This window comes from Plantibacter sp. CFBP 8798 (assembly GCF_014841195.1).
GTDB classification, from domain to species: Bacteria; Actinomycetota; Actinomycetes; order Actinomycetales; family Microbacteriaceae; genus Plantibacter; species Plantibacter auratus.
In genome coordinates, this window is sequence record NZ_JACYTS010000002.1 from 1,140,224 (window position 1) to 1,165,186 (window position 24,963).

Consider the following 24,963-nt stretch of genomic DNA (forward strand, 5'->3'; position numbering starts at 1 on the left):
CGCGACCATCTGACGCCGTAGGAATAGCGCCCTGTCCCGACGGCCGACTCTCTTTGCGCGACACGCCTAACTCGCTGTTCCTCCGAAGCTTCCGGCCGTTGGTGGCAGTCGCTAGCTGACGTCCTCCGACGCTATGTAGGATGATCGCTCGTCGCATCGGCATAAGATTTCGGGAAGGAGTCCACCCTACGCGTGTCTGCATTCCCAGGGCGGCCCGATCGAGTCATTCTCGGATGCGCCGAATTTCGCTTATATCAATACCCCTGGCTACCATAGACACGAGAGTGAAAACGCCCAGAACCGGCCCAGCCGGACTGGCCGTTACGTTATGCGCCTTCACCAGGGCATGCGGTTGAATTCTTCTTGATCAAGATCATCGAGGATCTCGTCAAAGGTCGATGCTGATGACGCAGGAAGCGAAACAACCTGCCGCCCTACCTGCTCATTCAGATTATCAGCCGCAAACCTAGTCTTGTAGAGCGTGTTTCCAGTCAGGTTTCGCGCGCCACGAAGCAGCCAGTCCCAAGAGTGCACAGCGATTCTCGCCGACTCTTCAGACCGCGCCCGTGAGGCTTGGCGTTCGGCTACGGGGTCGTCGCGACCGATAATCACAAGGCCTGGGGCGCGCGAGGTTAGTCCGTGAAACCCCCTCTCCATCTGCGCGTAGCTCACATTGCGAGCTAGCCACTCGCGCCAATCCTCGACCTGGTCTAACGCATGCCGCGTCTGCTGCGCAAGCCTCCCCTGCTTAGTGAGTATCTTGTGGCGCGCACCCTCAATTTCAATCGTGACCCATTGGGGTCCCACACTATTGATGCCGAGCACAAGGAAATCAGGTACGTATTCGGAGCCGAGTCGCGGCTTGGGAATGACGAACGTTTTCCAGCCTCCGACTACGGTTGACGCGAGCAGTTCGGGGTGCTGAGTCAGCACCTGTTGCAGAGGCTCCTCGCGCTGTTCCCCTGACTCCAGCAATTCCTCGAGAGCCCTGATCGCCTCGGGTTCGGGTACGTGATTCTCCAGTTCGAATCTGGCGAGAGGCAGGAAGTTGTCCAGGTTTGTCGAAAACGAGACTGTTGAGTCAAGCAGTGACTCACCCGCACTCCTGAATGCAGCGGCGTATCCGGGCGACCCGACGCGCTCGATCACCTCGAGATTATTGGGCCACGCACTTCGAGGTGGCCTCAGCTTCATAAAGACTCGGCCGCTGTCGTGGATGGTGGAAATGACCCGCCGCTCCCCTGCCTTCCAACCACCACTGACAACTACATCGCCGACCTGTGGTCGTAGCGCCCGCAGACCACGCACCGTCTTGAGGATGTATCGAGACTCGAACCAGGCGCTCAGCTCCTCGCGGGTGCCAGTGTGGAGCCGTTCTGTGCGCGCAACTCCAAGCTCGTCTTCGATGTCGCCCAGCACCCGTGGAATCTCCCGGGCAACCCGGAACATGAGTCTCAGCTCGGCTTCGAGAGACTTACGGATCAAGACTGCAGCGACGGGAACGGGCAAGAGTTCCGGGAGGTAAATGCCGAGGCGATCTGCGATGTCAAGCTGTTCAGCAGTAGGGCCAGCTACCTCTCGTTCGAGGCGATCGGCAACCAGCTGCCAGCGCGGCACCGTCGTCGCGGGGCCTGCATTCGTCATGCGTTCACCGTTTCTCGCCCTAGTGCCGCATCGCGCGGGAGTGTAGCTGCCATTGCCCACTGATTTCGGTCCTCAGAAGACTGTAGCCCGCTGCGTTGGTTGCCGCCAGGTAGGTTTCTCAGCAGGTATCGCTCCGTGGCCTATGGAGAGTGAGACGTGTCAACTACCCGCGTCCAGTTCGCTGACGAACGGGCGCTAGATGTCTCCGAGCGCACAGCGCGTTTCGTCCCGATCCACCCCGCATCCCTCGACCCTCGAGACCCATGCTCCGAGGGCGTCGGGCCACAATCGTTCTCGCGACGGTCGAACTGAAGCGAGCCAGGATCGTCGAGGAGGGCGCATGCGTCGTCCAGGTGGTCTCCCCCACCGCGAAAAGCGAGTAAGCGATCAGACGGTTGACGACCTGATCGAATCGAGGTTCAATCAAGAGGTACCGCAGAACCATCCTCCTTGCCGGCCAGCGGCTTGATAGGGGAATCCACACCGGATTCGCCGGCCGCATCCGTCAAGGAAGGACGATCGCAATGAGTGATCACACGCAACAGAGCATTGCGCGCACCGCGCAGATGAAGCCGCTGCCAGTCCGGCTCAGCGAGGACATTCGAGCGCAGCTCGACATCCTGGCGCAGCTCAACGACCGGTCAGCGACAGAAGAGATTCGGTTGGCGATCGAGGCTTGGATCGAGCGCAGCAAGTCGGATCCGGCGATCCAGCAACGAGCGGAGTACGCGCGCGCTGAGATTGAGCGCGCTGCGACGACGCAGAGGAACGCGATTGCGGCGATCTTCGACGCCCCAGATGGGGCGGTCAAAGAGAAGCGACCTTCGGGCGCCGCGTCGACCGCTAGCGCACGGACGGCGAAGCCGACCGTGGCCTAGGTCGCCAACCAACTGGATGCCCACTGCGCCGCTCACCCACCCGGGCTCGAGTGGCGCAGTCGGGCATCTAGCGAAACAACCCATTCCCTGATCGCGGGCTTCATCCTGCAGCCGACCGGCTGTGGGTACACCCCACGATCAAAGGAAGTGACTCCCATGGCCATCGGCATCGTCATACCCGCAGATGACAACCTCGACCTCACCATTCGCACCTTCGAGACCCTCCCCGACTACCAGGCCGCCGTCGGTGGCTACGTCGAGTACATCGCATTGGCGGAGCCCACCGCCTCGCTGTTTGTGAACGAGGAGGGCAAGATCCGCCATCTGCCCGACAACGAACGAGCCACGCTCATCATGAGGATGCACAACCGCATCCATGATGGCGACTCAGTGGCCGGTGACGCGGTCCTGATCGGCCCGGAGAACGTCCGAGGCGAATCGACCGATGTACCGGAGGGATTCCGCGACCTTCTGTTTGAGTGGTCGACGTTCGACGTCGAGATACAACTCGCTCTTCTACCGGGCGAGTGGATCACCGTCGACGGCAGCGCGAGAACCTGGGATGAGGCGTACCGAAAGAGCTTGGACCTCATGTGGGCTTGGGGCGAGATCCGCGCAGCGAGAGTGCGCTCTTTTTAGACGCGCAAAGGCCCCCACCGAATGGTGGGGGCCTCTTCAATAGCCGCCAGTAGTCAGCCGTCCATCCAGCGAGTTACTACTTGGACGACAAGCCAGCGAATGGCCTACTTCGCGGCGGCGCGGAACTTTTCGAGAAGTGCCCCCGGGATTCGTCCGCGGTCAGAGATGTCGTGGCCGTTGGCACGGAGCCAGCTGCGGGCAGCCGAGAGCTCTTCCTTGTTGCTGCGAGTCGAACCGGCCGAACTGGCCGCCTTCGACTTCGACGAGCTACGAGCGGCCTTGATGTAGGGCTCAAGCGCGGCGCGCAGCGCCTTCTCGTTCTTCTCGGACAGATCGATCTCGTAGGTCGAGCCTTTCAGGCCGAAGGTAATCGTCTTACCCTCACCCTGCTTCAGCTCGGAGCCATCGAGGTCATCGACCAGAGTGGTAACAATCTTCTGCGCCATGGGGGCTTGTTCTCCTTTGTCGTATGAGCATCATCAGGGCTCCGGCTGCGATAACTTGCGCAGAGAGACCAGGCGGGGGAACTGACGCTCAGAATGATGTCAACAATAGCCTCAAATGGTCTCGCGCACATGTTGGTCTCCTTCGCGGTGAGTCCTGCCGAGAGGCGTGCGCGCGGTTGATAAGGCGCCTCTCGCTCAGAAATGACGTGAGCGCCTCAGAGCCGGGACATCGCACCCGCGGTTTGGGATGCGACAACGCCGACATGGATCTCGGTCGAGCCGGACCGACTCGACTACGCGGAAGTGGCGCTCGGGGCCGTACCGATGTCTGCATCATCCGGTTGGGGCTCCACCGCGAAGCGGTCGCACACCTCCGGCAGAGTGACTGGAGACTTCCTAACGAGGTCAGGGCGAAAGTCGCCACAAAGAAAGCTGCCGGGGATGAGGAGGGGGGTGCATCGTCTCCGTTCACCAGCGACAGCTCTGTCCCAGGACCGTTCGCTTCTTGCGTCGTCAGGTGCGTGCTGACAGTTGTCAGCCCAGTCGCAAGTGTTACGTGTCCTCCGGATGCGCTCTAGGCAGTGCCACTCCAGCCGATTGCTCGCGCGGAACATGCCGCGGTAGCGAGTTTCAGTTCTCACTAACCGCTAGGTCCGGATACCTCTCTCGGCACGCCGTTGTGACTCAAGTGTTACGGACGAATTTCTCGCCACAAAAGCACGTCGCGAACGCCCTCTATGTCCAGAGAATCGGGGAAATCGGTATATGTAAAGGCCCGTCCGTTCCGCTCCACTTCTACCGTCTCGCTCTCTGGTCCTACATCGGGAATATCCGCAAGACGAATCTTGCCTTCCGGAGTGTCAAGTACAAAACGGACGCTGTTTACCCACGCGGGCGATGACTGATGCAGCTCCGATGCAATCTCGCGCACGCGCCGCAATGGGATCCTGAATGCGGCAGAATAGCTAATTGGATCCGCAATAAATATTGTTAGCGGCCGCACGCCCAAGTTGTCGAGGCGCTCGAGCAGAGCACGGAGAACGTCGACATGGTCGTTAACTCCTCGCAGTAACGGGAATTGTGCGTAGAGCCGAAGACCGAGTGCCCGTGCACGTTCCACGGCCTGTTCAAAATCAGGCGTGATCTCATAGGGATGAGTTACGTGAAGAACCAAGCGTGCGTTCACCGCGTTCAGAGCAGTGAGCTTCTCAACCGAGACTGTCTGCGGCGCGAATACAAAGTTCTTGGTGTGTACCCGCACATCGATCGACCGTTCCGCAGCAGCGACCGCATCGAGCAAAATCTGCAAACGCGAGACCGAGAGCGTCATTGGATCTCCACCTGAGAAAATCACCTCCCGAACGCGCGGATCAGCAGTCAGCAGGTCATTGAGGTCCCGGGCGACGTCGGGGATGACCTTATCCGGATCGCTGTCAAAGAGTAGATCCTGCCGAAAGCAGTACATGCAGTGTCCGGCGCAACGCTCGGTCGCGATGACGAGCACGCGATCTTCGTACTTCCTGATTATGCGATCGGTGGTGCCCACGAAGTTGGACCGATCCTCGACGAAGTCGGACACTTCACCTGGGGCGCGAACCTCTAGGCGCTCGCGGGTGGGCAGAACTGAGCGAGCTAATGGCCCCACGCCACGACCAAGTACGGAAGCCTCTTCGGCAAGCAGCCCCTTCATCGAGTTCGGGACTAATACAGGAAGCAACCGCTCGCGCTTTTGCACGATTTCGAACTCCTGAAGCAACACGGGATCGACAAACTCGTCTGAGCCAACGCGAACCATCTTGTTCTTCCTTCCGTCAGCTCCGCCCAGTCCTAGGCGGAGCGCGCCAGTTCCCAAGTTTTTTTCGAGATAATGATTCCTCGCATGGCGTGAGGTAGACCAGTCGGGGGGACCTTAGGGTATCCCAAGGCCCTACGCACAGACTCCTTGTCGGTGCCTACGGGGCGCTCTGAGTCGGTCGATACGAGCGACGCCGGGAACAATCCATAATAAGGAAAACGGATGGCCACCTGCGCAATCTCAGCAGCGATCCACAACGGAAGAATATCCAGATCAAAGCTGGCGTCGACGTAGTCCGCGTAGAAGCCGCTGGGTTCGGACGCATCACCCGAATACTCATCTTTGGCCGCTACGTCAGGCAAGTTTGTGAGCAACGCATCTGCACCAGTACCTACACTCGCCACGCCGCCGCCGAATTGAGTAGAGGCACTCGCAAAGGCAACCCCAATCTCAAGGCCTGAGGCATCTTTGTAGCAGTCGGCCAACTCTTCGAATGTTGCATCGCACACCAGGGAAGGCAACGCGTGTTCGGCGATGAGCCAGCCCTCAGGTGCACGAGCGTGAGTTCGGAAAGCCTCGCTCTCCTCGCTATTGGCTATCCCCGTGAAGTGAACCGCCTGACCCTCTTGGTACTGAGACCGGACGGCAGACGACTGCTCCATAGAATCGAGCAACATCAGTGAGTCCATCCCACCCACGAGGATCGAATGCCGTGAACGGTCGAAGACTCCGCCCGTGGCTCTCAGCGCGAGTTCACGCGCGAGGTCCGCCGGAGTGTTGATCAAGGGCACCTGTAGCGCGGCCGCCCACGGCAAGTCCACCGGCACGCAGGTTAGCCAGCCACCGTCGGTCGGTCGGAGCAGCATGAGCGCCTCGCCGGGACGCAGCACGCGCAGACCTCGTACAGATCTCTCTGACCGTGTTGAGTAGCCGCGCCTTGAGAGCGCTTCCGTGTAGCCCGGATTGGCGTCTACGCAGGGGGCCTCGCGCATCGCCCCATTGGCGTTCAGCGAGGCGACGAAGCGACCCCCGTTGTCACCTAGATATATCGGCGCACCGATCCATGGATCAGCGACGTAGAGCTCAGCGAGTGGCGTCTCCACCCTCAACCGATATGCCACATCAGAGTACTCATTCACGAACGCACGATGAGCATCGATCACGAGGCTCGATATCGAGACCGGTTCGTCATCGCTTTCAGCAATCCGATTGAGTTCAGTCTCCAGAGCGGCAATTGCGCGACGCAGCTCTTCAGTCCGCAGCGGCTCCAGACCCCGCGAGGAGAAAAACCCGGAGCCAACGTGAGCGGTCCCCGTCATATAGGCGTCGCTCATCCGCGACCACCACGCATTGCTGCTCGATGCAGCACAGGGAGGTGGCGAAGAGCGGTATCTTTGACTACAACAATCGTGTCATCCAGTGCGAAATCGAAGCCGGCTATGTCAGAAACGTCGAAGTGTTCGAGCACGAAGCCCTCGATGGCTGCTCCCGCTCGATAGCGGAAGAGGCTCGCTTCGTCTCCCATCAGAAGCGCGATCCGCCTACCGAGTTCCCGCTGGTCCGAGGCGCTGACACTAGGACTGAGCTCGTACGAAGACACCGAAGCAGGCTGCCACAGCACCAGCACGTCACCCACAACTGTACTCAGGGCGCTGGATGGCAGGCGTAAGAGGCGGTTGCAGTCACTGCCCGTTACGCCTGAAACCAAGAAGTCAATACCAAGGTCGGCCGTAAGACATGCAACCGAGGAGACGCCCGGAAGCACACGGATCGGAATCTCCATATCAAGACAGCTATTCCGAATCATGCTGGTGGAGATGGTGCCAAAACTGGGATCCCCGTACGTGACGAAGCAAACCGAGGCGCCGGCGATAGCTCGGGATATCACTCGGTCCGCAACATCCGCGTACGACTCTCTACGGTTGGCTTTGGAACTGTATTCCTCATACAGATTTGCAGCATCTGGGCGGAGGGCGAGCAAATCCAGTTCAGCTAGAGGATCGGCTAAGAGGTAGTAGACCTCGTCGCTGGTCCTGATCGCCTCCGAGACATCCGGAGTCATATGCGCCGCCGGGCGCATGCCAACTCCCACAATGCACACAGAACTATTCATCGCCGCGCCCCCCACTCAGATGGCATCAGATGTGGACCATACGAGCTCTTAGCTCAAGCGGCAGGGCACCATACAACCTGACTGAACTGCGGCACCGCGATAGCTGCTTGCGAAGTTGTCCGATACGTACTTCACGAACTTCTCTCGGCGAGGTTCCGCGAGGTCCGTAAGGTTGTCGCGGACATACCCTACGGCCTTCATGCTCGCCGATTGGGCAAAATTGAACCGCGGGTCGCGGCTATCCTCCTGTCCGACGGCCGCAAGCAGCTCCCGTTCAGTGGCAGAAAGCGCGTTCTGATCGACCGCAAGGTCCTCCGTGAGCGCGTCAACAAATGCGTGAACCGACATGTTTATCCTCTTCCTTCGATGGCCTTCCCCGCAACCCGCGGGAATGGAAACAGCGACTGACCAGGAAAACGCACCCGACCGAGGTCGCTTCAGACGCGACTCTAACACGGAGTTCTTGATTGATCTACAGGCCCATCTGAGGTACCCACAGGCGTTTTCACATGCGGATACGCGGTGGCCTGCGGCCGTCTCTAGCGCGCTAGTCAGGGTTATCCCGACACAGACCGTGCATTCCGAGAACAAGCTGAAAGCAGCCTGAGAGCGGGCTCTACTAAGCCGATCTTCCGCGTCTCGGGGGAAGCGAATACACGAAAAATGAAGCTCTCCATTGACAGTCGCGAGATTGGATGTAAGCGTGGGTCTCACGGCCCTGTCGGCCCTCGTTGGTATCTCAGGAGCGACGAGTCGGCCGATGCCTGCCGCGCGGTTCGCAGACAGCATGTGGGGAGAAGGAGCGCCTAATGACGACAAGCGAGAAGCCAGTTGAGATACCTCGTGGCGCGGCCCCTGCGCCGGTTCCACAACCGTTTGCCTCAGCGATAGTAGAACGTGTGTCGAAAGAGAATGATGTGCCACTCGCGCAGGCCGAGCTGTGGTTCGACGAGATGCTTCGTTGGCTCAGCCTCGTTGACCGTCGCAGCCCAGAGTCACTTTTCGGCCCAATTGCCCCTTCGCCAAGCGCGGATGAGGCGTGGCACGCGTTCATCCTTTTCACGCAGGTCTACACCGACTATTGCAACCAGAACTTCGCGCAGTACATTCACCATATCCCGACCATGCCAGGCGATGAAGGCGACCACAGCGCCTACTATCGTTCGCGTCGGCGACTCCTGCATGAGTTCGGTGATCTGGACCCGACAGTATGGCCATACCTCGTGGACCGGCCTGCGCAAAGCGAGAGTTGGCAGGGGGTGGGACACGCTCGGTACCACGAGTCCGTCTCGATCAGTGACGGCAGCTCACTCTTTGAGCAGTCGGGTATCGGGGCGAGTCAGCTCGCTGAGTCCATCGTCACGCGGCGCGACGTTCAGGAGTTTGCCACAGAGGTCTGCAGCCTTTTCCTACTTCCTGCGGGCGCTGGCGTTGTGGAAGGGGCTGACCTCGCAAGCGCCATTGAGTCACTCGCGGTCGATGAGGTGCTCGTTCTGATCCACTTCCCTGCCAGCGAGTCCCTCGGCGACATTGTCGTCTGCAAGAATCACGATGAATCGTTGGTTGCTTCGATCGCCCTGTCAGGCGAGTCGTGGCTTCTGGGGGTTACTTGCAAAGCTCTTAAGTTATGAGCGCTTTGAGGGTTCTAATGCTCTGCAAGCACCCGCCGATCATGGGAGGCACGAGCCGCCACGGCTTGGAGTGGGCCCGAGCGCTAGCGCATGCAGGGGCACAGGTCGATGTGGTGACAGCGAATCCTGGAGACTACGAGCCGTGGCAAGCGTGCACCCCTGCTGGGAGGATCTCTGAAGACGACAGTCTGACGGTGCACTACGCGACGGCAACTGATCGCCGTTACACGGTTCCGGATGGGACACCCTGGGTTTCACTGATTCTTGGCGTGGCCTACCGGCTGGTCGAACGTAGGCATTTCGACGCGATTGTTGCATTCCCACTTGAGCCGTATGGTGTAGCGGGGCTCTTGCTCTCGCGCGAGACGGGGACTCCCCTCTACATTTCGCACGCGGGCAGCGATCTTTTCGATCTAGCCGGCGACCCCCAGCTTGGTCAGATCTATCGGCGTGTCGTTGAAGCTTCCCGACGAGTGATTTGCACCCTTGCTGGTGCCAAGGTGTTTCTGCAGCTCGGCGCAATCCCCGAGCAACTTGCTCCTCTCCAGAGGCTGGACTACCGGTTCCCTACTCGCGGTCCATTTGACGAAGTTGGCCCCCTGAAATTGCTGCATTACGGAAAGCTCGCGCCAGCGAAGAGGATCGTTGAGCTGATACGCGGGGTTGGTGACGCGAGCGCGCATGGCCGCGAGGTGCATCTGACACTTGTCGGGCGCGGCCCGAAGGGTGTTTCCGACGTCGTCAACCGCGAGGTCGAGCTCGCCACCGAAAAGGGCGCTTCGATCTATCACCGCGACTTTGTGGGCATGGGTGAGGTGGCCGAGTTGCTGTCCGTTCATGACTGCGGTGTGACGCTCGAGGATGCCGCACACAACGCGGGGCACGTATCGAGCGTCCCAGCCGAGATAGTCGCGGCGGGCGCGTGCCTTGTGGCGTCCACGACTGCAGTTCAGCGTGCTTGGCCGCTGCGCGAGGCCGCGGTCGACAAACTCAACAGCGTTATCGTTGATATGCGCCGTTACGAGCAGCTGGTGGAGACCATCGAATGGTGCGCAGACCACCGGTCTTCCGTTCACGCCATCGGGCTGCGCGCACAATCTGCCTTCGCAAGAGCCGATCGCCCCGGGCTGACAGAGGAAGCGCTAGGAAGCTACCTTCTTGAGCTCCTCTCGCCGCAAGCCACGCCGGCCTCATCTTCGTCAGAGGTTCTAGCCTTTCAGCTTCTGTCCGAGGTCTCACATGATTCTTGACTCGGTCTGTCTTGTTACCAAGTGGTACCCCGTCGTCGGCGGAGTGGTTAACCGCGTTTGGCACGAGGCACAGGCCCTTACCTTGGCCGGCACCGACGTGCACATCGTTACAAACGCTGAGGATGCGGCACACTTCGACAGGTCAAACGACGAGCTCTTCCAGAGCTGCTCCCCGCGACCATACGAAGGTCACGGGGCGCCGCGAGCCCGAATCAACATCCATCGAACCTCAATTGGGCCCGCCGCTGCGCACACGCCACAGACCGAACGCACTCACTCTCGCCTCCTAGGTCGGTGCATCGAAGTAGTTCGGCAGTACAAGCCCTCGTTGATCGTGGGCGTGTACCTCGATCCGTATGGGTTTGTAGCGGAACAAGCTGCTCGGCTGACCAGCACTCCCTTTGCCTTGAGGAACGCGGGAAGCGATCTCGGGAGGCTTGCGCTGGCCGATGGAACAGAAGAGGCCTTCAGAGCTTTGCTTTCCGCCGCACCGGCCTTCATTACAGCGGGACAAGGCTTCGATGTCCTCACACAAACGTATTCGGTTCGACCAGACCGATGCGTTCGGCAACCACGCTATGCACTGTTTCCGCCCGTCTACGGCAGAGAAGGCCCCAGGGCTGAGTTGAGCCGCGTGATTGACCGCGCTAGGGCGTTGGGCGTAGGTGTCGTCCCGCCTGCTCTCGACGACATGCAGCCTGCGCTACTGGCATATGGGTCAGTCTCCCCAAACAAGAATCTGGATGTTGCGGTTCGCGCTATCGCTGAGCTGAAGAACGCGGACAAGGTGATCAACCTCATTGTCGTAGGTGGGGGCCCGAGGGCGCAGATGACGTCCGAACAGATCACGAGCCTTGCGCGCGATTTAGGCGTGGAACGACAAGTGGCAATTCTGCCAGCTGCGCCGGCGGAGGACATTCCGGCGCTAGTCCGCGCGGCAGCGGTTGTGCTCTGTCTGCCGTCCAGATTTTCGATCGAGATCCACACCTCAGGCATACCAGCAGAAGCACTGGCCGCAGGTACTCCCTGCGTGGCATCACCATCGGCGGCCGATTTTGTCAGCCGGGTACTACTGGCTGACCGCGACGAGCGATCTAGCGGACTGTTCAAGATTCCCGAGCCGCTCGAAGCTGGCACTGTTGCCGGCGCCATCGCGGATGCGCTTGCGCACCCTGCAAAGGAGGAGGGGGTGTGGTGGGCCGATGAGCGTAGATGGGAAGAGTTCATCAACGAGGTGGCAGGCGTCTACTGCGCTGCGACAGCGGTTGCCCATTCACCTGCACCCTTGGCCGAAGCACGCCTCGGGTCATATTGGAGCCAAGCCTCCGACTCAGAACTGGTGAAGCGGTACTGGTTCTGGGATGTGCTCACGACAAGCGCCCAGGCTGCGCTTCGCAGACAGCTCGAGGATTGGGGGGTACAGCCGGCCGCACCGCCGAGAACCGTGGGTAAGGCGGCCTCCGGCGTCAGCCAAAGCAACCCGGAGGTCAAGCTACTCGGCGAGATCGCTGCGCGATGGGATCCCGTGGTCATCGACGTCGCCAATCCTCGGAACTTCCTACGCACCACTACCAGCTGCGTTCTTCTCTCCAACGAAGTATCGTTCGTCGACTGTTCCACGAGCCTTCTTACTGCACTCCAGAGCAAATATCCGGAGTCGGTCCGTCTCTGCCCCGACCTATCCGCGCCAGGCGATCACAGTCTCGCCATGGTCGGGCCCCCAGGAACACCTTTCGTGCCGGTATCGGAACAAGGTCGCCGGGCCCTCGACAACTTGCGGCTCCCAGGCGCTATCCCACCGGAACTTCACGCCGAGACCGTCAGGCAATTAGTTGGCATGGGCTTCTTGAAGGAAATTAGATAAGGATGTGATGCGCGTGAAGAATATTGCTGAGCAGCTCTCGGCCTGGTTCATTGACAGCAGCAGCAGCACCGCAAGCTGGAGCGCGAGCGACCGCGCGGTCGCTCAAGACGAGGTGGATCGTCTGCGCGAGGCAGTATGGCTATCGCTACGCGGCGGAACCATGCTCGCCAGCGACCTCATTAGCTTGGAGCGCGGCGTAGGCAGCCCATGTCCCACCGACGAGCTCGGGGTGTTCGCAGCGAAAGATGCCGTGGAACAGATCATCGCTGGCGGCAAAACCGCGAGAATCCTCGGTATAGAACATCAGGGCGGGAGCGTGTCAGCCCTGTTTGAAGAAGCCTGGCCTCTTCATGCTCAGCGACTGACTGGCAACATCTACATCACGCCTCCGAAGCAAGCGGGCTCAGTGGCTCACACGGATCCGATGGACGTCCTCATCTTGCAATTGGAAGGAGAGAAACTCTGGACCATCGCAGGAACGCCAGTTCTCAGCCTCCCTGGTTCAGTCGTTAGAATGCGCGCGGGCGTCCAACATGAGGCGCGCGGCGGTGCTTCTCAAAGTATGCATCTCACGTTCTCGGTAACTTCTTCTACCTGAATACGAAGGCGCGTCCATCCGATGGCACCGCCGAATCATCCCGGCCCCATTTCGGCGGCGCTCTGAGTCGAGTAGGACGCTTCGCGTTCCGAACTGGCTGGATCTTTGCCACCTCGTGATGCCTCAACAAGTGCGTTCGACGTGGGCCATCGGACCGAGTGGGCTCGTACTCACGTTCCGTCCGTGTTGCCGAGGGCGTGGCACCCAGGCAATCTCTTTAAGTACGCGGTTGCTTCGCGGGAGCTTCGCCCAGCACTACGTTCTCGGCCGTGATGTCGGTCCCGTCGACGGGAACGACTGCGAACGTCCCGATGCGTCCTAACGCTACGAGCTCCTCACGTGCCGCCTCGATGTGGTCGACGATGTTGTGCGGTACGTGCAGCTGCATGTCGAGGATCGGAGTCTTCTGGGACACCTTGGCGTCGGTCTTGATGCGTCGAATCACGGTCGCGGCTTGCTCGAGACTCTCGAGAAGTGCGCCGTTCTCCGCATGCGCAGCTTCGATCAATGGCGCGGAGTCGGGCCATGGCTGACGGTGCACGCTTCCGTCTCGCCACCATGACCAGACCTCCTCGGTGGCGAACACCAGCACAGGGGCGAATAGTCGCAAGAGCACCTCGAGCGCAATCGCGAGAGCAGCTCTCGCTGAGGCGGCACCTTCAGCTCCGCTGCTCGAAGCACCATGCGCACGGTCCTTGATGAGTTCGATGTAGTCGTCGCAGAAGGTCCAGAAGAACGGCTCAACGACTTCGAGCATTCGGGCATAGTCCATGTCATCGAAGGCATCAGTCGCTTGGAGTACCACGCCTGCCAGGGCGGCCAACATCGCTCGATCTACCGGTTGGGTGACGACGGCCGGATCTGCAGCGAGTCGCTTCGCGGGGTCCTCGGGTGCGGTGCCGAACGCAAGAGCGAACTTGGACGCGTTGAGGATCTTGATCGACAACCGCCGGCCGATCTTCATCTGGCCCTCGTTGAGCTTGGTGTCGACCCCTTGGCGGGCGCGCCCGGCCCAGTAGCGGACACCATCGGCACCGTGTTGCTCGAGCAGGCCCTGTGGCGTCACTCCGTTGCCCTTTGATTTGCTCATCTTCTTGCCATCTGGGCCAAGAAGCCAGCCATTAATCGAGGTGTTCTTCCACGGCAACGACTTCTGCTGCAGATGAGAGCGCACGATGGTCGAGAACAACCAGGTGCGAATGATGTCGTGCCCTTGGGGTCGAAGGTCCATCGGATAGACCTTCGCGAAGAGTTCAGGATCAGTGATCCAGTTCCCCGCGATGAAAGGCGTGAGCGAGCTAGTCGCCCAGGTATCGAGGATGTCGGCATCTGCCGTAAATCCGCCTGGCCGGTCGCGCATGGCCTCGGTGTAACCCGCCGGAGCGTCAGTTGTCGGATCAACAGGCAGCTGGTCACGATCCGGGGTCAATACTCGGTCGTAGTCAGTCTGGCCGTCGTCGTCGACCGCATACCAGACTGGAATGGGGACGCCGTAGTAGCGTTGGCGAGACACCAGCCAGTCGCCGGCGAGACCCTCCACCCAGTTGCGGTAGCGAGCCTCCATGTACGCGGGATGCCAGGACACTTCCTTGCCACGGGCAATCAGTGCATCCCGGAGTCCGGCTTCGGTGACGTCTCGTCCGCCATTCGTGATGTACCACTGCCGACTCGTTACGTACTCAAGTGGTTTGTCGCCATTCTCATAGAACTTGACGGGGTGCATGATCCGCTTCGGCTCCCCGACGAGGTCACCTGACTCGGTAGCCATCTCAACAATACGTTTCTGCGCACTGAAGATCGTAAGCCCGACCAGTTCCGCGTACCGCTTCTGACCCTCGTCCGATGCAATCCAGGGTGCGTCTGGCAGGAAGCGTCCTTCTCTTCCGATGACCCCGCGCGTTGGAAGTTGAAGCTCCCGCCACCACGTAACATCGTTCGCATCACCAAAGGTGCAGATCATTGCTAGCCCGGCACCCTTATCGGGTTGCGCGAGCGGATGCGCAAGAACGGGCACTTCAACCTTGAACAGTGGCGAAACCACCGTTGAGCCGATCAAACTGCGATAACGCTCATCGTCCGGATGCGCGACAAGGGCGACACACGCGGGCAGCAGCTCTGGGCGGGTCGTCTCGATGAACACCCGCTCACCGGGTTCATTGAGTTTGCTGAAACCGAGGCGATAGTAGGCCCCCTCACGGTCGCGATCCTCCTGCTCCGCCTGCGCCACCGCCGTCCGGTAGGTAACATCCCACATGGTCGGAGCTTCTGAGATGTACGCCTCGCCGCGCTTGAGGTTCTCCAGGAACGCGTGCTGGCTCGTTGCCCGGGACCGAGAATCAATGGTCTGGTAACTGTGGTTCCAGTCCACTGACAAGCCCAGCGTCCTGAAGACGTCCTCGAACGTGGCCTCGTCGACCTTGGTCAGTCGTTCACAGAGCTCGATGAAGTTCCGCCGAGATACCGGAACCTGATTGGCGGCTTTCGCGGACGAGGAGTCACCCCCTTCTCGCGGTGGCGCGAAGTTCTCCTGATATGGCAAAGACGGGTCACACCGAACCCCGAAGTAGTTCTGCACCCGACGCTCCGTGGGCAACCCGTTGTCGTCCCAGCCCAGCGGATAGAACACATTCTTGCCCCGCATGCGCTGGTAACGCACGATCATGTCTGCCTGCGAATAGCCAAACACATGCCCAATGTGAAGAGCTCCTGACGCTGTCGGAGGAGGCGTGTCGACACTGAACACTTGGTCGCGTGTCGTATTGGGATCGAAAGCGTAGATCTGCGTGTCACGCCATACCTGATCCCACTTCACCTCGAGGCCATCCAGGCCCGGCTGTTCAGGGACAGTAGCTTCGGAACGCGCATCGAGGTTCGGCATAACGCTATGATCGCAGGCTTGCCTGCAAGTTCGCAAAGGTAGCGAGCTAGCCAGACCGAGATGCCACCGGATGGCTTTGCGGCCGTCCACTTAAGTGGATTCGCTCACTGCGGGTACTGCTCGTACCGGCCGGCTAACGGCCGTACAGATCGATCGGACCGTATGGATAGGTCAAGAAATAATGGGTCAACGCCCTACCGCGATGCCGGGGCCATCCTTCGGGATCAACTCCTGAACCGTGGTCCCAAAGACCTCGGCGAGAGCTACCAGAGTTCGAAGCCGCGGGTTGGCAGGTGTCCCCGGATTGGACTCGCCCTTCTCCAGTTTCCGGTAGGTGAAGCTGCTGATTCCCGCGGCATGAGCGGCACGCTCCTGGCTGAGGCCGCTAGCAGAACGGGCACGGAGGAGATTGTGCCCAAGTTCGCGGGCGTAGGCATCCCAGGGTGCGGACGCCCTGCCTGTTGCCATGGTTCGACCATGTCGGAAACCGATGCTCGACTTGCGCATGTATACATGCCAAAGTGGGGCTACGGGAGCCGCGGATGTGCTGCGGCCGTGAGGAGGCGCACGATGAGCGGTGGAGATGGGCTGTACATGGGAAACGCTACACAGCGACGCTGGAGCCTGCGGCAGCTGATGGCATCGCTGCGGAGTCTGCTTCAGACTCGCTAGCGAGCGTCCACACGAAGGAGACTTCGGCCTGAGGAAGGAGCCAGCCATCGACATCGATGGTGAGCTCCTTCCCGTGCGTTTGCTGTGGCAAGCGCGAGACCCGCGGACGTCGGGCGCTCGAGATAAGGTCGCTGACCCGCATGGAAGCGATCGTGGTGTTCGTATAGTCCATGGACAGCTTGAGCCCGCGGGTCGGTTGTGAGAGCGCGACCGTCAGCAGGTGTCCACTCTGGGCCGTGATCGTGCGGTAGACGTGTCGGATCCGAACTGGCCGAGCGGCATGAACGACGTCCTCGCCGATATTCACAGAGTAGGTCTGGCCTGCTTTTCGCTGTGACCGACGAATGGCGCGGTCTTCACCGTCTACGGAGAACTGCAAGAGCTCGAACGCATCGCGATCGCTTGCATCGAAGCCAAGTCGTGGCGTCATGAACCAGGTCGACGTCGCCGGGATGTCGGAGATGAGTTCATGGAACTCTTCGCGGTCTGAGGTGCAGGCGAACTTGCGGATAGGAGCTGTCGGCGTGAGCGTGTACTCCCACTGGATGGTGACCTCGAAACGGGCCGGTCCATCAGCGGCCGGCGTAGGAAGGCTGCTGAGCCGAATCGATACGTCGGCGTCGTACCACCGCTCCGACGCATGGATGACCTGGTCTCGAACCTCCTGATAGATCTCCCGCGCGAAGTCTCTATCGTCCAGGCGGAGCGCCAAGGCATTCGTCGCGATGCCATCCAGCAGCTCCGGAGTGGCGACGCGCTTCAGATCGTCGCTCTCGACTCCAAACCCGCGGACCACGGCATCGCGGAAAGCCGGCGCCGACTCCTTGAGGAGGCGACGGATGCGCTCGTCCTCCCGGGCTTCCTTGTCCTTGCCGTCGAAGTAGTCCCAGACGATACCGAAGAGACCGGCGGCAAAGAGGGTGCCGCCTATGCTTCCAACCTGCCAGAAGTCCAACCATTCGAAACCTGGCGTGCGGTCAGCGTAACTCGCAGCTATTTGTAGGCCAATGCCGGTTCCAAGTGAAACCAGAGCCACGATCGTGACCTTGAGCTTGTAGATACGCTGACTATTGGTTGGACGCATTGCTGTGGAGCATTATGAACGAAAAGGTGGCTCTTGTGAAGAGTCAAATCGAGGGGAGGACTGCATCCATCGCACTCGAGGACGAAGTGCCGGAGAGAGCCGCGAGGGAAATAAGAACTTCACAACGTCGATATGGAGGTATATAATATATCTCATGGAAAAATACAACAACAAGGGGACCAGGGACAGAAGCCCTCCTGCACCAGAAACTAACCGCGACCTTAGCAGCGCTAGAGAGGCATCACGGAACGCCGTGGCTCGAGTGTCATTGGAAGCCACTATGCTTTCGCCAACACCGAGCGACCGGGAGGTGCCGCCCACACCGGGCAGGTCCTCCGCAGGCGAACGAGAGAGAGCGAAGTTCATGCCAATTATGTTGACCACGTCCGGCACCGGAGAGAGCCTTGAGCGCGTCACCACGCTTCTGGATGACCAAGGCATCGCGTACGGTGTTGCGCTTGTCGAGTCGTATGCTGAGCCTCGCCTGCAGGTCGGTTCTGCCGAGCTGGTGGGCGAAGCCGAGATCGCGGCACATCTCGCCGAAATCCGAGAACTCGCCGGCGTCTAGACAACCTCCGTGTCTATATCGTTGCTGCTGGCTCCGGCTGGAGTTGGGTTGACCGACATCGTCGAGCGATTCGAGCGCACTGACCATGCCGCGGGTGACGATCCAAGCGAGCGGCTGGCATTCTTCTACGTCGAGCGCGAGCTGCTCGAGCACGTTGACTGGTCAAGATTTCCCATGAGCAGCGAGCAGAAAAATATGCGTGATCTGCTGATGCAGATCACTCGGCGAGAGCTGATGGGCTGGTGGAAGGACGCGCTGAAAAGATGCGTACAAAAGGCCGAAGCTTCCGACGCAAACCATGCGGTCATTGCCTTTCACCCTACAATCTACGCGGCTCGGCGCAGTGAGCAGTATTCCACTGTGGGCTGGGTAACGGCCTCGGGCATACTTCCCGACGTCCACAGAGTCGTTCTCCTTATTGATGATGTCTTTGACATGTGGGAGCGACTCGGTGAACACGAGCACGATCTGTTCCACCATTCAGAATGGCTCCGTCGGCGGTTGGAGGCACAGGGCATCGTCGACCTTATCGACATGTCCTCGGGCACGGCTTCGCCGATCGCGGGCAAGCGTGAGACTTTCGACCGGCTCGTCCTCGACAGCTCGCAGGCAATTTTGGGACGGCTACTTTCTTGGCGACACCTTGACATGGTCGAGGCAGAATCGCTTTCCTCCGCCCTCGGCGCCCCGCTCACTACCCTTGGGGTCAAACACCCATTGAGTGCGCTAAGACGCCTTCTTGATCAAACCGTATCTGTAACGGCCTATCTGTCACACCCCATCTCTCGCCCGCGTCGCTCGCGCGTCAGTGGCGAAGAATGGCCGCCGGTCGTTGAAATTAGCAATGGGCTAAGTGCCAAGTTCGCCGATTCCAAAGTCGTTCTCGTCTGCCCGACCGCAATCGACGAATTTCGATTGGCTCGGCCAACCGAAGTGGAGGACTTGTACAGTAGGAGTTTTCAACTGTCGGACCGTTGGCCACTTCTCGTTTCACAAGACGATGCAATTAGCGCGCTCTCTCCGCCGTCCAGCCGCCTGACGCACATTCCGATCGATCAGTCACAGGTGAATCCGCCTAGGGGCGCGATCGCAAGGTCGCTGGAGACTGAGATTTATGCGGAAGTCCCGTTCCGTGACCATTATCTCGTGGCCCATACTGACAGCTTCTTCGTCTTCCGCCCTCTTTACGAAGAGGGTAAATTCTCGGGAGGCGTAGGGGCAGAAATTTCGCATTGGAGACAGCTCGCGGATTACGAGCCATCTCGCCGTGCTCTGTTCGTCCACACGATGGACGATGTTCGTCTTGCAATCAGCGGATTCGAAGCCATGTTCAGAGCAGAACACGTTCGGAACATTATGCGCATGTACCTCCGCTCACGGGGTGTGGATGTCGATGTTATAGAACAACTCCTCGTAGGCGCTCGACTCAAAGCTGAGATGCTCGATGCTGACTCTCCAGCCGGTGCCGTGACCGAGAAGCTGATCGAAGATTCGTTACGCCGAGCCGCGGAGGTCATTTTCTTTGGAGGCCTCACAGCATTGTCTGAGAGTGTCGATGATCCGAGAGTCGGAGTCGCGATATCCACACAGAATAGCCCTTCGCATGCGGAGATTCGAGAGTACTCGATTTTCCTGCAAGGCGGCCAACGCGACGAGGCGGCCCGTACAAAATATCTTCGACAGATCGAAGAGTTGCTTCAGATGCCGCTCGAGTCTTGGGCTGCTCTTCGCTTGGTTTGATAGTGCGCAACCCAACTCGCACAATATCGGTTAGCGAACTCCCCAGCCACTGGGCAATTTCATCGCGCGAAAATCACCGCGTTCTGTCCAAATAAGTCCGTCCGAGACTAAGCCGCCGGACTCATTGGGCGGCATGTGGCTCCACCATTCGAGAGACACGTCCACTGCGCGCTGACGGAAAGTCCGCATGCGGGTCAGTATCCGGGGGTCCGCCGTCCACGACACAAGGTTCCAAACTGGCCACACTGGCATTGGCCAGATCACTCGTAGCGAACCCATCTGTTCACCGAACGCCTTGTCGAGGTCCAACGCGGTCTCCGCCAGCACTATTCGTCGGCTGAAGCGATCGGCGCTCGGAGTTGCGCCGTGAAGGTGGAAGTCGATCGGCACCTCCTCTCCGCAGAGCGTTACGGTAGGCGCATTCCACGACTCATAACCCATGTTGAAGTCGAGAACGGGCTGAAAAGAGTTTCCCGACTGGAAGATCGATACGACGGCCCATGGCCGCGATTTTTCGTCACCGTCGCGGATGATCGCTGCTAGCTCTGCCATGCCCCGCTTAGATCGGCGGAGCGGCGTCGAAATGTCTCGCAGGAACTCCTCGCGGTAGCGATACCTCCTCTTGTCCACAGAGTCGAGCCCAACTCCCCACCCCGCCAGGTAGAAGTAGGCTCCAATCGCCGACTCTGGATCTGTTCCGTACCTCTCGTAGAGCCGCTCTAGGGCTGTAAACGCTCGCTCTGGGATCCCCTCGCCGAGCGCCTCGTTGAGGTAGAACAGCCCGCTCATACGGGCGACGGTGGGATGTCCTTCTCCTTTGCGGAAGATCACCAGCTCACGAACGATCGCGTCCAGCGTTGGATCCTTCAGTTCGACCATGATGCCTATTTTGTGCCAATGACGGCGAGACGTGGGCGTTGGAGGCTGGGTTCACCGGGCACGACCGCTCGGATTACCTTCCACCAGCGAAAGGGACCACAAGATGCGAATCGAAATTGCCACCATCCTCGGCGGCACGACGACCTCATCAGGCCAGTCGCTCTCCGGCGCTGTTGCGCGGCAGAGCCGGCGAGAGCTCGAAACCATCGCGGCGCGCGCGGAAGCCGCGCAGACTTTGGACCAGGCGAGGGCGTTCCTCACGGCGGCAGCCATCACCAACACGCTCACCCTGTACGGACTGGCGGAACAGGGCCTGCAGGCGGCGCCGGCTGCCGCAGGCGATGTGAAGGACATACTCAGCGCCTACGGGCGCGGAGCCGCCTTCCAGATCGCGACGTTCCGGTGATCTGGGCACTCCTTCTAGCCATCGCGATCATCATTGCTGTCGTCCTGGCCGCACAGGCGATCCTCGATGAGATCGGCGCAGTGCGACGGGAGCAAGCGCGGCTCTGCAAGTTCCTGGCAGCTGTCGAGGCCAAGCGGGCGCTCGATACTGAGGCGCTCTTTGCATCCCAGGCAATCCAACGGACGATTCATCGCCACGACGACGACGGAAGTTGACGAGATATACCCGCGTCCAACTCGTCGTCTCGAAACGCAGGCCGCCGCGGCACCGTTGCACGAATAACAACGGGGCCGTGCAACCCCGCATCAGGCCTCAGCGACCTCTGATGGCAACCGTCCGACCGCGCACACGTGCGCAGCGGTCGGACGGTTGCCGCACGAAACCTACTGAGTTTCACTACGTCTCGCCGACCCACACCCCGTGCTGCATACCACGCCGGCGCGTAACGGGTAGGTAGAAAGGAGCTATCACTCAATGACCAACTCAAAATACACCGTCTGCATCGCGGATCCCCCATGGAGGGCCGGACAGCTCGGGCACCTCGGCGCAGAGAGCCACTACTCCCTGATGACCGACGAAGCCATCAAGGCGATGGGACCTGCCCTACAAGAGCACATGCTGGAGGACTCCGTCTGCTTCCTCTGGGTCACCAACGCGACGATCAAGACTGGTCACGAGGTGCTGGAAGCGTGGGGATACAAGTACTCGGGCACCATCACCTGGATCAAGGCTCGGATGGGGCTGGGACATCCTCTGAGGAACATGACCGAGCACGTGCTGCTCGGCGTCCGGGGGCGTCCACCGAAGCCGGCCTTCAGAGGGCAAGGCACATGGTTCTTCGCTCCAGTACAGAGCCATTCGCATAAGCCCGAGGAGTTTTTCGACATCGTTGATCGACTGTACCCAGAGGGCCGCCGCTTGGAGCTATTCGCCAGGAGACCACGAAGCGGGTACCAGGCATGGGGAAATGAGATCGCTTCCGACATCGACCTCGAGGGTTTCCCTGTTCCGAATTCACCAGCGACGAGGGCATCATCATGACGATCAGGAGAGCTCAACATGACCGACGAACACCAGCCGCTCACGAAGCGCATCTGGCGCGCGTGTCTCCTATTGCTCGGGAGCGTGCTCTGTCTCTGGATAACGCTCCAGGTGCTCCGCGAAATCTGGATCGGCCTAGCCATCCTGATCGGCATCGTCGCAGCCACGACCGCATTGTTGTGGTTGCTTCGAGCTCGCCAGAATCGGTGGTGACGGCCGTTCATGCCAATGCACCAGTTGGGGGTTTCGCTCAGGAGGCACCCGTCTGTTCGGCTCCACGCTCCCCCATTTTGCTCTTGACGAAACGAATGCGTTCCGTCATACACAGAGGGAAACAGGGGAACAATGTCACGCCGGGAGAACGGGGTCTACTCGTCAGCGCCGGGGGCGGCACATCATGACGAGTGGGAAACGGAGCCGACAACGATCTAACGCGACGCGCGAGCGGCGTATCTTCGTGCGCGGTATTCGACGAGACGAACCAGATCTTCCGAAGCTCGCTAGAGCGCTGCTCGCCCTCGCGCAGCGAGAAGCGGACGCGGCCAAGGGACGCACGGACGCCGAGGATCAGGCACCACCGACTGCGGCAGCGGAGGAGGGCGAATCCCATGCGTGAGGTCATTCGCTGGCGCCTGATCCATCTTCCCCGCCCACTCGAAAAGGACGCTGTAGGAGCGCTGCTCCTCCGCCTTGCCTCGCAGCGGGCTCGGCGCCCGATCGTCTTCGAAGTTCGAAGTAACGGCGGCCACGTCGACTTCCTTGTGGGAGCCGTGCCTCAAGCACTCCCGGGACTCGCAAGTCTCGTCGGGTCGCTACTAGATGGCGCGTCACTCACCGAACTCGAGCGGCCCCGGACGACGCTGCGGACCACCATGCGGCTAACAGTTCGTCCGCGAGCGCTTAGCCTCGACGTCGACGACGCAGAGGGTGCCATCCAGCAGATGCTCGAGAGCCTGACGAACACTCCTGCCGATGTGGAGACTGCGCTACAGGTCGTCCTCGGGCCAGGCACTCCCCCACGTCCAGGCACGACCGCTCACGCCGATCCCGGCCAAGGCCTCGTCGACGCTGCGCTGCACGGGCCCCGGCTCGCCGGCGCTGACCTACGACGAGATCTGAATATGAAACAGCGCCAGCATGCGTTCGCCGCGAAGGTGCGAATCGCCACTAGCGCGGAGGGACCGGCCCTGCAGCGTCGGACATTTCTGGCGACGCTCTCCGCATTCCGCACCATGCAGTCACCGGGCCTGCAGCTGTCGCTAGCGCGAGACGCTGATGGCGCACTGGATGACGCAATCCTTCCCCTCCGCTGGCCTCTCACCCTCAGCACTACAGAAGTACTTCCGCTGTTGTGCTGGCCAGTCGGCCAACGGCGGTACCCAGGGCTTCCTTCGGGACACCCGCGGCGCCTGCCGGCGACGGCAGCCAACGTCGGTGTGTTCGCAACGGGAAACCACCCCGCGACGAAGGTCGCGATCGGCATTCCGCTCAGCGCTCGGCGCCACCACACGCTGCTCCTGGGACCAACTGGAGTAGGAAAGTCATCCGTCATCGTGCGGCTCGCTGTGGACGACTTCAACGCTGGTCGCTCCGTGGTGGTCCTCGACCCACAGGCAAACCTCATTCGAGACCTCCTCAAAGCCATTCCAGAACATCGCCGAGACGACGTGGTCGTCCTCGACCCCTCCGATGCGCACCCGGTCGGCTTGAATCCGCTGAAGGCATCAGGAACGTCTCCGGAACTCGTCGCCGACGCGATCCTCTCGACATTCAAGGATCTATTCGGTTCCGCGTTCGGACCGCGCACAACCGACGTCATGCATGCGTCGCTGCTTACCCTCGCTCACCACGGTCACGCTTCCCTGGTGTGGCTCCCTCGCTTGCTCACGGACCCGGTCTTCCGCAGATCGTTGACCAGCACCCTGGACGATCCGATCGGCCTTGAACCATTCTGGGCTCAATACGATGCCCTCTCGGCAACGCAGCAGGCCCAGGTCATCGCTCCGTCGCTGAGTCGGCTTCGCCAGCTTCTGCTGCGTCCAGCCCTGCGGCAGGTCCTTGGACAAGTTGAGCCAAGGTTGCAGATAGCGGACCTGTTCGCAAAGCCGCGGATACTTCTTGTCGCGCTGAACAAATCCCTCCTCGGTCCAGAAGCGGCAAAGCTCCTCGGGTCGCTACTCGTGTCCAGCCTCTGGTCGCACACGCTGGCGCAGGCCGCACTTCCTGAGAACCGTCGTCGCGACGTCAGCATCTATCTCGACGAAGCGCAGGACTTCCTGCACCTCTCGGCCGTCGACCTACCGGAGGCTCTCGCCCGCTCGCGCGCGATGAGGACGTCCTGGGTTCTCGCGCACCAGTACCGGTCCCAGATGACTGACTCGATGCTCGCTGCGATCGACGCCAACGCCCGCAATAAGGTCATCTTCCAGCTTCCGCCCGACGATGCCGCGGCGATGGCGAGACACGCATCGACACTGGAGGCCGCTGACTTCCAAGCTCTGGGCAAGCACGAGGTCTATGTTCGGCTCGCCGTCGATGGCGCGGATGGACCATGGATGTCGGGGACCACCTTGCCGCCGCCGGAGGCCATCTCGGACGAGGTGGACCTCCGAGCGAGGAGTCAGGCGCGGTACGGCTCCAGTCCATCAATCGAGGAGCTTGGTGCACCGAACGAAGCGGTTGAGGACACCGGCGAGCAGTTCGGGCGGAGAAAGAGGGGCGGGAAATGAACGTCCCGTCCGTCGTCGCCGCCCGACCAATCGCCCATCCGTTCGCTCGGCTGACGGCCCGACGTGGCTCCCCGCACCGCGCAGCAACGTCCCGATCTGGTGCGACGA

24 protein-coding genes are annotated in these 24,963 nt (G+C 60.5%); 14 read left to right on the forward strand and 10 right to left on the reverse strand.

Going from position 1 to position 24,963, the window contains the following annotated elements:
- Positions 1 to 336: 336 nt before the first annotated feature.
- Positions 337 to 1,644: a Shedu anti-phage system protein SduA domain-containing protein gene (locus tag IFU30_RS12385; protein ID WP_192005356.1), complete on the reverse strand. Its 1,308-nt coding sequence runs from the start codon at positions 1,642 to 1,644 to the stop codon at positions 337 to 339.
- A gap of 524 nt (positions 1,645 to 2,168) precedes the next feature.
- On the opposite strand from IFU30_RS12385, the gene IFU30_RS12390 reads away from it, so the two are divergent.
- A complete protein-coding gene (locus IFU30_RS12390; protein WP_192005357.1) occupies positions 2,169 to 2,522 on the forward strand; it encodes a hypothetical protein in 354 nt (117 codons plus the stop codon).
- Between the two features lie 156 nt (positions 2,523 to 2,678).
- Positions 2,679 to 3,161: a DUF3846 domain-containing protein gene (locus IFU30_RS12395; protein ID WP_192005359.1), complete on the forward strand. Its 483-nt coding sequence runs from the start codon at positions 2,679 to 2,681 to the stop codon at positions 3,159 to 3,161.
- A 104-nt stretch (positions 3,162 to 3,265) separates the two neighbouring features.
- Here IFU30_RS12395 and IFU30_RS12400 read toward each other — a convergent pair whose 3' ends face one another.
- From IFU30_RS12400 to IFU30_RS12420, 5 genes are all read right to left on the reverse strand, one after another.
- The gene (locus IFU30_RS12400) at positions 3,266 to 3,607 is read right to left on the reverse strand and encodes a histone-like nucleoid-structuring protein Lsr2 (RefSeq protein WP_192005360.1); all 342 of its coding nucleotides are present in this window, start codon (positions 3,605 to 3,607) and stop codon (positions 3,266 to 3,268) included.
- 691 nt (positions 3,608 to 4,298) lie between these two features.
- Complete coding sequence (locus IFU30_RS12405; RefSeq protein WP_192005361.1) at positions 4,299 to 5,402, reverse strand: radical SAM protein; 1,104 nt, start codon at positions 5,400 to 5,402, stop codon at positions 4,299 to 4,301.
- A 32-nt stretch (positions 5,403 to 5,434) separates the two neighbouring features.
- Positions 5,435 to 6,736: a hypothetical protein gene (locus tag IFU30_RS12410; RefSeq protein ID WP_192005362.1), complete on the reverse strand. Its 1,302-nt coding sequence runs from the start codon at positions 6,734 to 6,736 to the stop codon at positions 5,435 to 5,437.
- Positions 6,733 to 7,515, reverse strand: coding sequence for an SAM-dependent methyltransferase (locus IFU30_RS12415; RefSeq protein WP_274605417.1), 783 nt, complete (start codon positions 7,513 to 7,515; stop codon positions 6,733 to 6,735). The genes IFU30_RS12410 and IFU30_RS12415 overlap by 4 nt, the downstream gene beginning before the upstream one ends.
- Before the next feature lie 48 nt (positions 7,516 to 7,563).
- A complete protein-coding gene (locus IFU30_RS12420; RefSeq protein ID WP_192005364.1) occupies positions 7,564 to 7,863 on the reverse strand; it encodes a hypothetical protein in 300 nt (99 codons plus the stop codon).
- A gap of 551 nt (positions 7,864 to 8,414) precedes the next feature.
- Here IFU30_RS12420 and IFU30_RS12425 point away from each other — a divergent pair.
- The 4 genes from IFU30_RS12425 to IFU30_RS12440 all read left to right on the forward strand — a co-directional run bounded on the left by IFU30_RS12425 (position 8,415) and on the right by IFU30_RS12440 (position 12,858).
- Entirely contained in the window at positions 8,415 to 9,146 is a 732-nt protein-coding gene (locus IFU30_RS12425) for a hypothetical protein (RefSeq protein ID WP_192005366.1), read from the forward strand.
- A 41-nt stretch (positions 9,147 to 9,187) separates the two neighbouring features.
- Positions 9,188 to 10,396, forward strand: coding sequence for a glycosyltransferase (locus tag IFU30_RS12430; protein ID WP_249404824.1), 1,209 nt, complete (start codon positions 9,188 to 9,190; stop codon positions 10,394 to 10,396).
- A 340-nt stretch (positions 10,397 to 10,736) separates the two neighbouring features.
- Positions 10,737 to 12,260, forward strand: a complete 1,524-nt coding sequence (locus IFU30_RS12435; RefSeq protein WP_192005369.1) for a glycosyltransferase — start codon at positions 10,737 to 10,739, stop codon at positions 12,258 to 12,260.
- A 7-nt stretch (positions 12,261 to 12,267) separates the two neighbouring features.
- Positions 12,268 to 12,858 (forward strand): JmjC domain-containing protein, encoded by a 591-nt coding sequence (locus IFU30_RS12440; RefSeq protein ID WP_192005371.1) that lies wholly within the window; start codon positions 12,268 to 12,270, stop codon positions 12,856 to 12,858.
- Between the two features lie 217 nt (positions 12,859 to 13,075).
- On the opposite strand, the gene valS is transcribed toward IFU30_RS12440, so the two are convergent.
- From valS to IFU30_RS12455, 3 genes are all read right to left on the reverse strand, one after another.
- Complete coding sequence (gene valS / locus IFU30_RS12445) at positions 13,076 to 15,736, reverse strand: valine--tRNA ligase (RefSeq protein WP_192005372.1); 2,661 nt, start codon at positions 15,734 to 15,736, stop codon at positions 13,076 to 13,078.
- Positions 15,737 to 15,922: 186 nt separating this feature from the next.
- Positions 15,923 to 16,456, reverse strand: a complete 534-nt coding sequence (locus tag IFU30_RS20900; protein ID WP_342450861.1) for a helix-turn-helix transcriptional regulator — start codon at positions 16,454 to 16,456, stop codon at positions 15,923 to 15,925.
- Positions 16,341 to 17,492: a hypothetical protein gene (locus tag IFU30_RS12455; RefSeq protein ID WP_192005376.1), complete on the reverse strand. Its 1,152-nt coding sequence runs from the start codon at positions 17,490 to 17,492 to the stop codon at positions 16,341 to 16,343. Before IFU30_RS12455 ends, IFU30_RS20900 begins: the two co-directional genes overlap by 116 nt.
- Positions 17,493 to 17,865: 373 nt before the next feature.
- Here IFU30_RS12455 and IFU30_RS12460 point away from each other — a divergent pair, with 373 nt between their 5' ends.
- Both IFU30_RS12460 and IFU30_RS12465 read left to right on the forward strand, forming a co-directional pair.
- Positions 17,866 to 18,060, forward strand: a complete 195-nt coding sequence (locus IFU30_RS12460; RefSeq protein WP_192005377.1) for a hypothetical protein — start codon at positions 17,866 to 17,868, stop codon at positions 18,058 to 18,060.
- Between the two features lie 48 nt (positions 18,061 to 18,108).
- Positions 18,109 to 19,800, forward strand: a complete 1,692-nt coding sequence (locus tag IFU30_RS12465) for a hypothetical protein (RefSeq protein WP_192005379.1) — start codon at positions 18,109 to 18,111, stop codon at positions 19,798 to 19,800.
- Between the two features lie 30 nt (positions 19,801 to 19,830).
- On the opposite strand, the gene IFU30_RS12470 is transcribed toward IFU30_RS12465, so the two are convergent.
- Positions 19,831 to 20,679: a hypothetical protein gene (locus tag IFU30_RS12470; protein WP_192005381.1), complete on the reverse strand. Its 849-nt coding sequence runs from the start codon at positions 20,677 to 20,679 to the stop codon at positions 19,831 to 19,833.
- 103 nt (positions 20,680 to 20,782) lie between these two features.
- Here IFU30_RS12470 and IFU30_RS12475 point away from each other — a divergent pair, with 103 nt between their 5' ends.
- The 6 genes from IFU30_RS12475 to IFU30_RS12500 all read left to right on the forward strand — a co-directional run bounded on the left by IFU30_RS12475 (position 20,783) and on the right by IFU30_RS12500 (position 24,855).
- On the forward strand, positions 20,783 to 21,085 hold the full coding sequence (locus IFU30_RS12475) for a phosphoenolpyruvate carboxylase (protein ID WP_192005383.1): 303 nt from the start codon (positions 20,783 to 20,785) through the stop codon (positions 21,083 to 21,085).
- Positions 21,082 to 21,300 (forward strand): hypothetical protein, encoded by a 219-nt coding sequence (locus IFU30_RS12480; RefSeq protein WP_192005384.1) that lies wholly within the window; start codon positions 21,082 to 21,084, stop codon positions 21,298 to 21,300. Before IFU30_RS12475 ends, IFU30_RS12480 begins: the two co-directional genes overlap by 4 nt.
- A 259-nt stretch (positions 21,301 to 21,559) precedes the next feature.
- The gene (locus IFU30_RS12485) at positions 21,560 to 22,126 is read left to right on the forward strand and encodes an MT-A70 family methyltransferase (RefSeq protein ID WP_192005385.1); all 567 of its coding nucleotides are present in this window, start codon (positions 21,560 to 21,562) and stop codon (positions 22,124 to 22,126) included.
- 18 nt (positions 22,127 to 22,144) lie between these two features.
- The gene (locus IFU30_RS12490; protein ID WP_192005386.1) at positions 22,145 to 22,339 is read left to right on the forward strand and encodes a hypothetical protein; all 195 of its coding nucleotides are present in this window, start codon (positions 22,145 to 22,147) and stop codon (positions 22,337 to 22,339) included.
- 759 nt (positions 22,340 to 23,098) lie between these two features.
- A complete protein-coding gene (locus IFU30_RS12495) occupies positions 23,099 to 23,245 on the forward strand; it encodes a hypothetical protein (protein WP_192005388.1) in 147 nt (48 codons plus the stop codon).
- Between the two features lie 446 nt (positions 23,246 to 23,691).
- Complete coding sequence (locus tag IFU30_RS12500; RefSeq protein ID WP_192005389.1) at positions 23,692 to 24,855, forward strand: hypothetical protein; 1,164 nt, start codon at positions 23,692 to 23,694, stop codon at positions 24,853 to 24,855.
- Positions 24,856 to 24,963: the final 108 nt, after the last annotated feature.

What these genes read in the sequence shown, in the direction of transcription:
- IFU30_RS12385 (WP_192005356.1), bottom strand. Translation starts at nt 1,644, where the DNA reads ATGACGAATGCAGGCCCCGCGACGACGGTGCCGCGCTGGCAGCTGGTT.
- IFU30_RS12390 (WP_192005357.1), top strand. Translation starts at nt 2,169, where the DNA reads ATGAGTGATCACACGCAACAGAGCATTGCGCGCACCGCGCAGATGAAG.
- IFU30_RS12395 (WP_192005359.1), top strand. Translation starts at nt 2,679, where the DNA reads ATGGCCATCGGCATCGTCATACCCGCAGATGACAACCTCGACCTCACC.
- IFU30_RS12400 (WP_192005360.1), bottom strand. Translation starts at nt 3,607, where the DNA reads ATGGCGCAGAAGATTGTTACCACTCTGGTCGATGACCTCGATGGCTCC.
- IFU30_RS12405 (WP_192005361.1), bottom strand. Translation starts at nt 5,402, where the DNA reads ATGGTTCGCGTTGGCTCAGACGAGTTTGTCGATCCCGTGTTGCTTCAG.
- IFU30_RS12410 (WP_192005362.1), bottom strand. Translation starts at nt 6,736, where the DNA reads ATGAGCGACGCCTATATGACGGGGACCGCTCACGTTGGCTCCGGGTTT.
- IFU30_RS12415 (WP_274605417.1), bottom strand. Translation starts at nt 7,515, where the DNA reads ATGAATAGTTCTGTGTGCATTGTGGGAGTTGGCATGCGCCCGGCGGCG.
- IFU30_RS12420 (WP_192005364.1), bottom strand. Translation starts at nt 7,863, where the DNA reads ATGTCGGTTCACGCATTTGTTGACGCGCTCACGGAGGACCTTGCGGTC.
- IFU30_RS12430 (WP_249404824.1), top strand. Translation starts at nt 9,188, where the DNA reads ATGGGAGGCACGAGCCGCCACGGCTTGGAGTGGGCCCGAGCGCTAGCG.
- IFU30_RS12440 (WP_192005371.1), top strand. Translation starts at nt 12,268, where the DNA reads ATGCGCGTGAAGAATATTGCTGAGCAGCTCTCGGCCTGGTTCATTGAC.
- valS (WP_192005372.1), bottom strand. Translation starts at nt 15,736, where the DNA reads ATGCCGAACCTCGATGCGCGTTCCGAAGCTACTGTCCCTGAACAGCCG.
- IFU30_RS20900 (WP_342450861.1), bottom strand. Translation starts at nt 16,456, where the DNA reads ATGGCTGGCTCCTTCCTCAGGCCGAAGTCTCCTTCGTGTGGACGCTCG.
- IFU30_RS12455 (WP_192005376.1), bottom strand. Translation starts at nt 17,492, where the DNA reads ATGCGTCCAACCAATAGTCAGCGTATCTACAAGCTCAAGGTCACGATC.
- IFU30_RS12460 (WP_192005377.1), top strand. Translation starts at nt 17,866, where the DNA reads ATGTTGACCACGTCCGGCACCGGAGAGAGCCTTGAGCGCGTCACCACG.
- IFU30_RS12470 (WP_192005381.1), bottom strand. Translation starts at nt 20,679, where the DNA reads ATGGTCGAACTGAAGGATCCAACGCTGGACGCGATCGTTCGTGAGCTG.
- IFU30_RS12475 (WP_192005383.1), top strand. Translation starts at nt 20,783, where the DNA reads ATGCGAATCGAAATTGCCACCATCCTCGGCGGCACGACGACCTCATCA.
- IFU30_RS12485 (WP_192005385.1), top strand. Translation starts at nt 21,560, where the DNA reads ATGACCAACTCAAAATACACCGTCTGCATCGCGGATCCCCCATGGAGG.
- IFU30_RS12490 (WP_192005386.1), top strand. Translation starts at nt 22,145, where the DNA reads ATGACCGACGAACACCAGCCGCTCACGAAGCGCATCTGGCGCGCGTGT.
- IFU30_RS12495 (WP_192005388.1), top strand. Translation starts at nt 23,099, where the DNA reads ATGTGGAGACTGCGCTACAGGTCGTCCTCGGGCCAGGCACTCCCCCAC.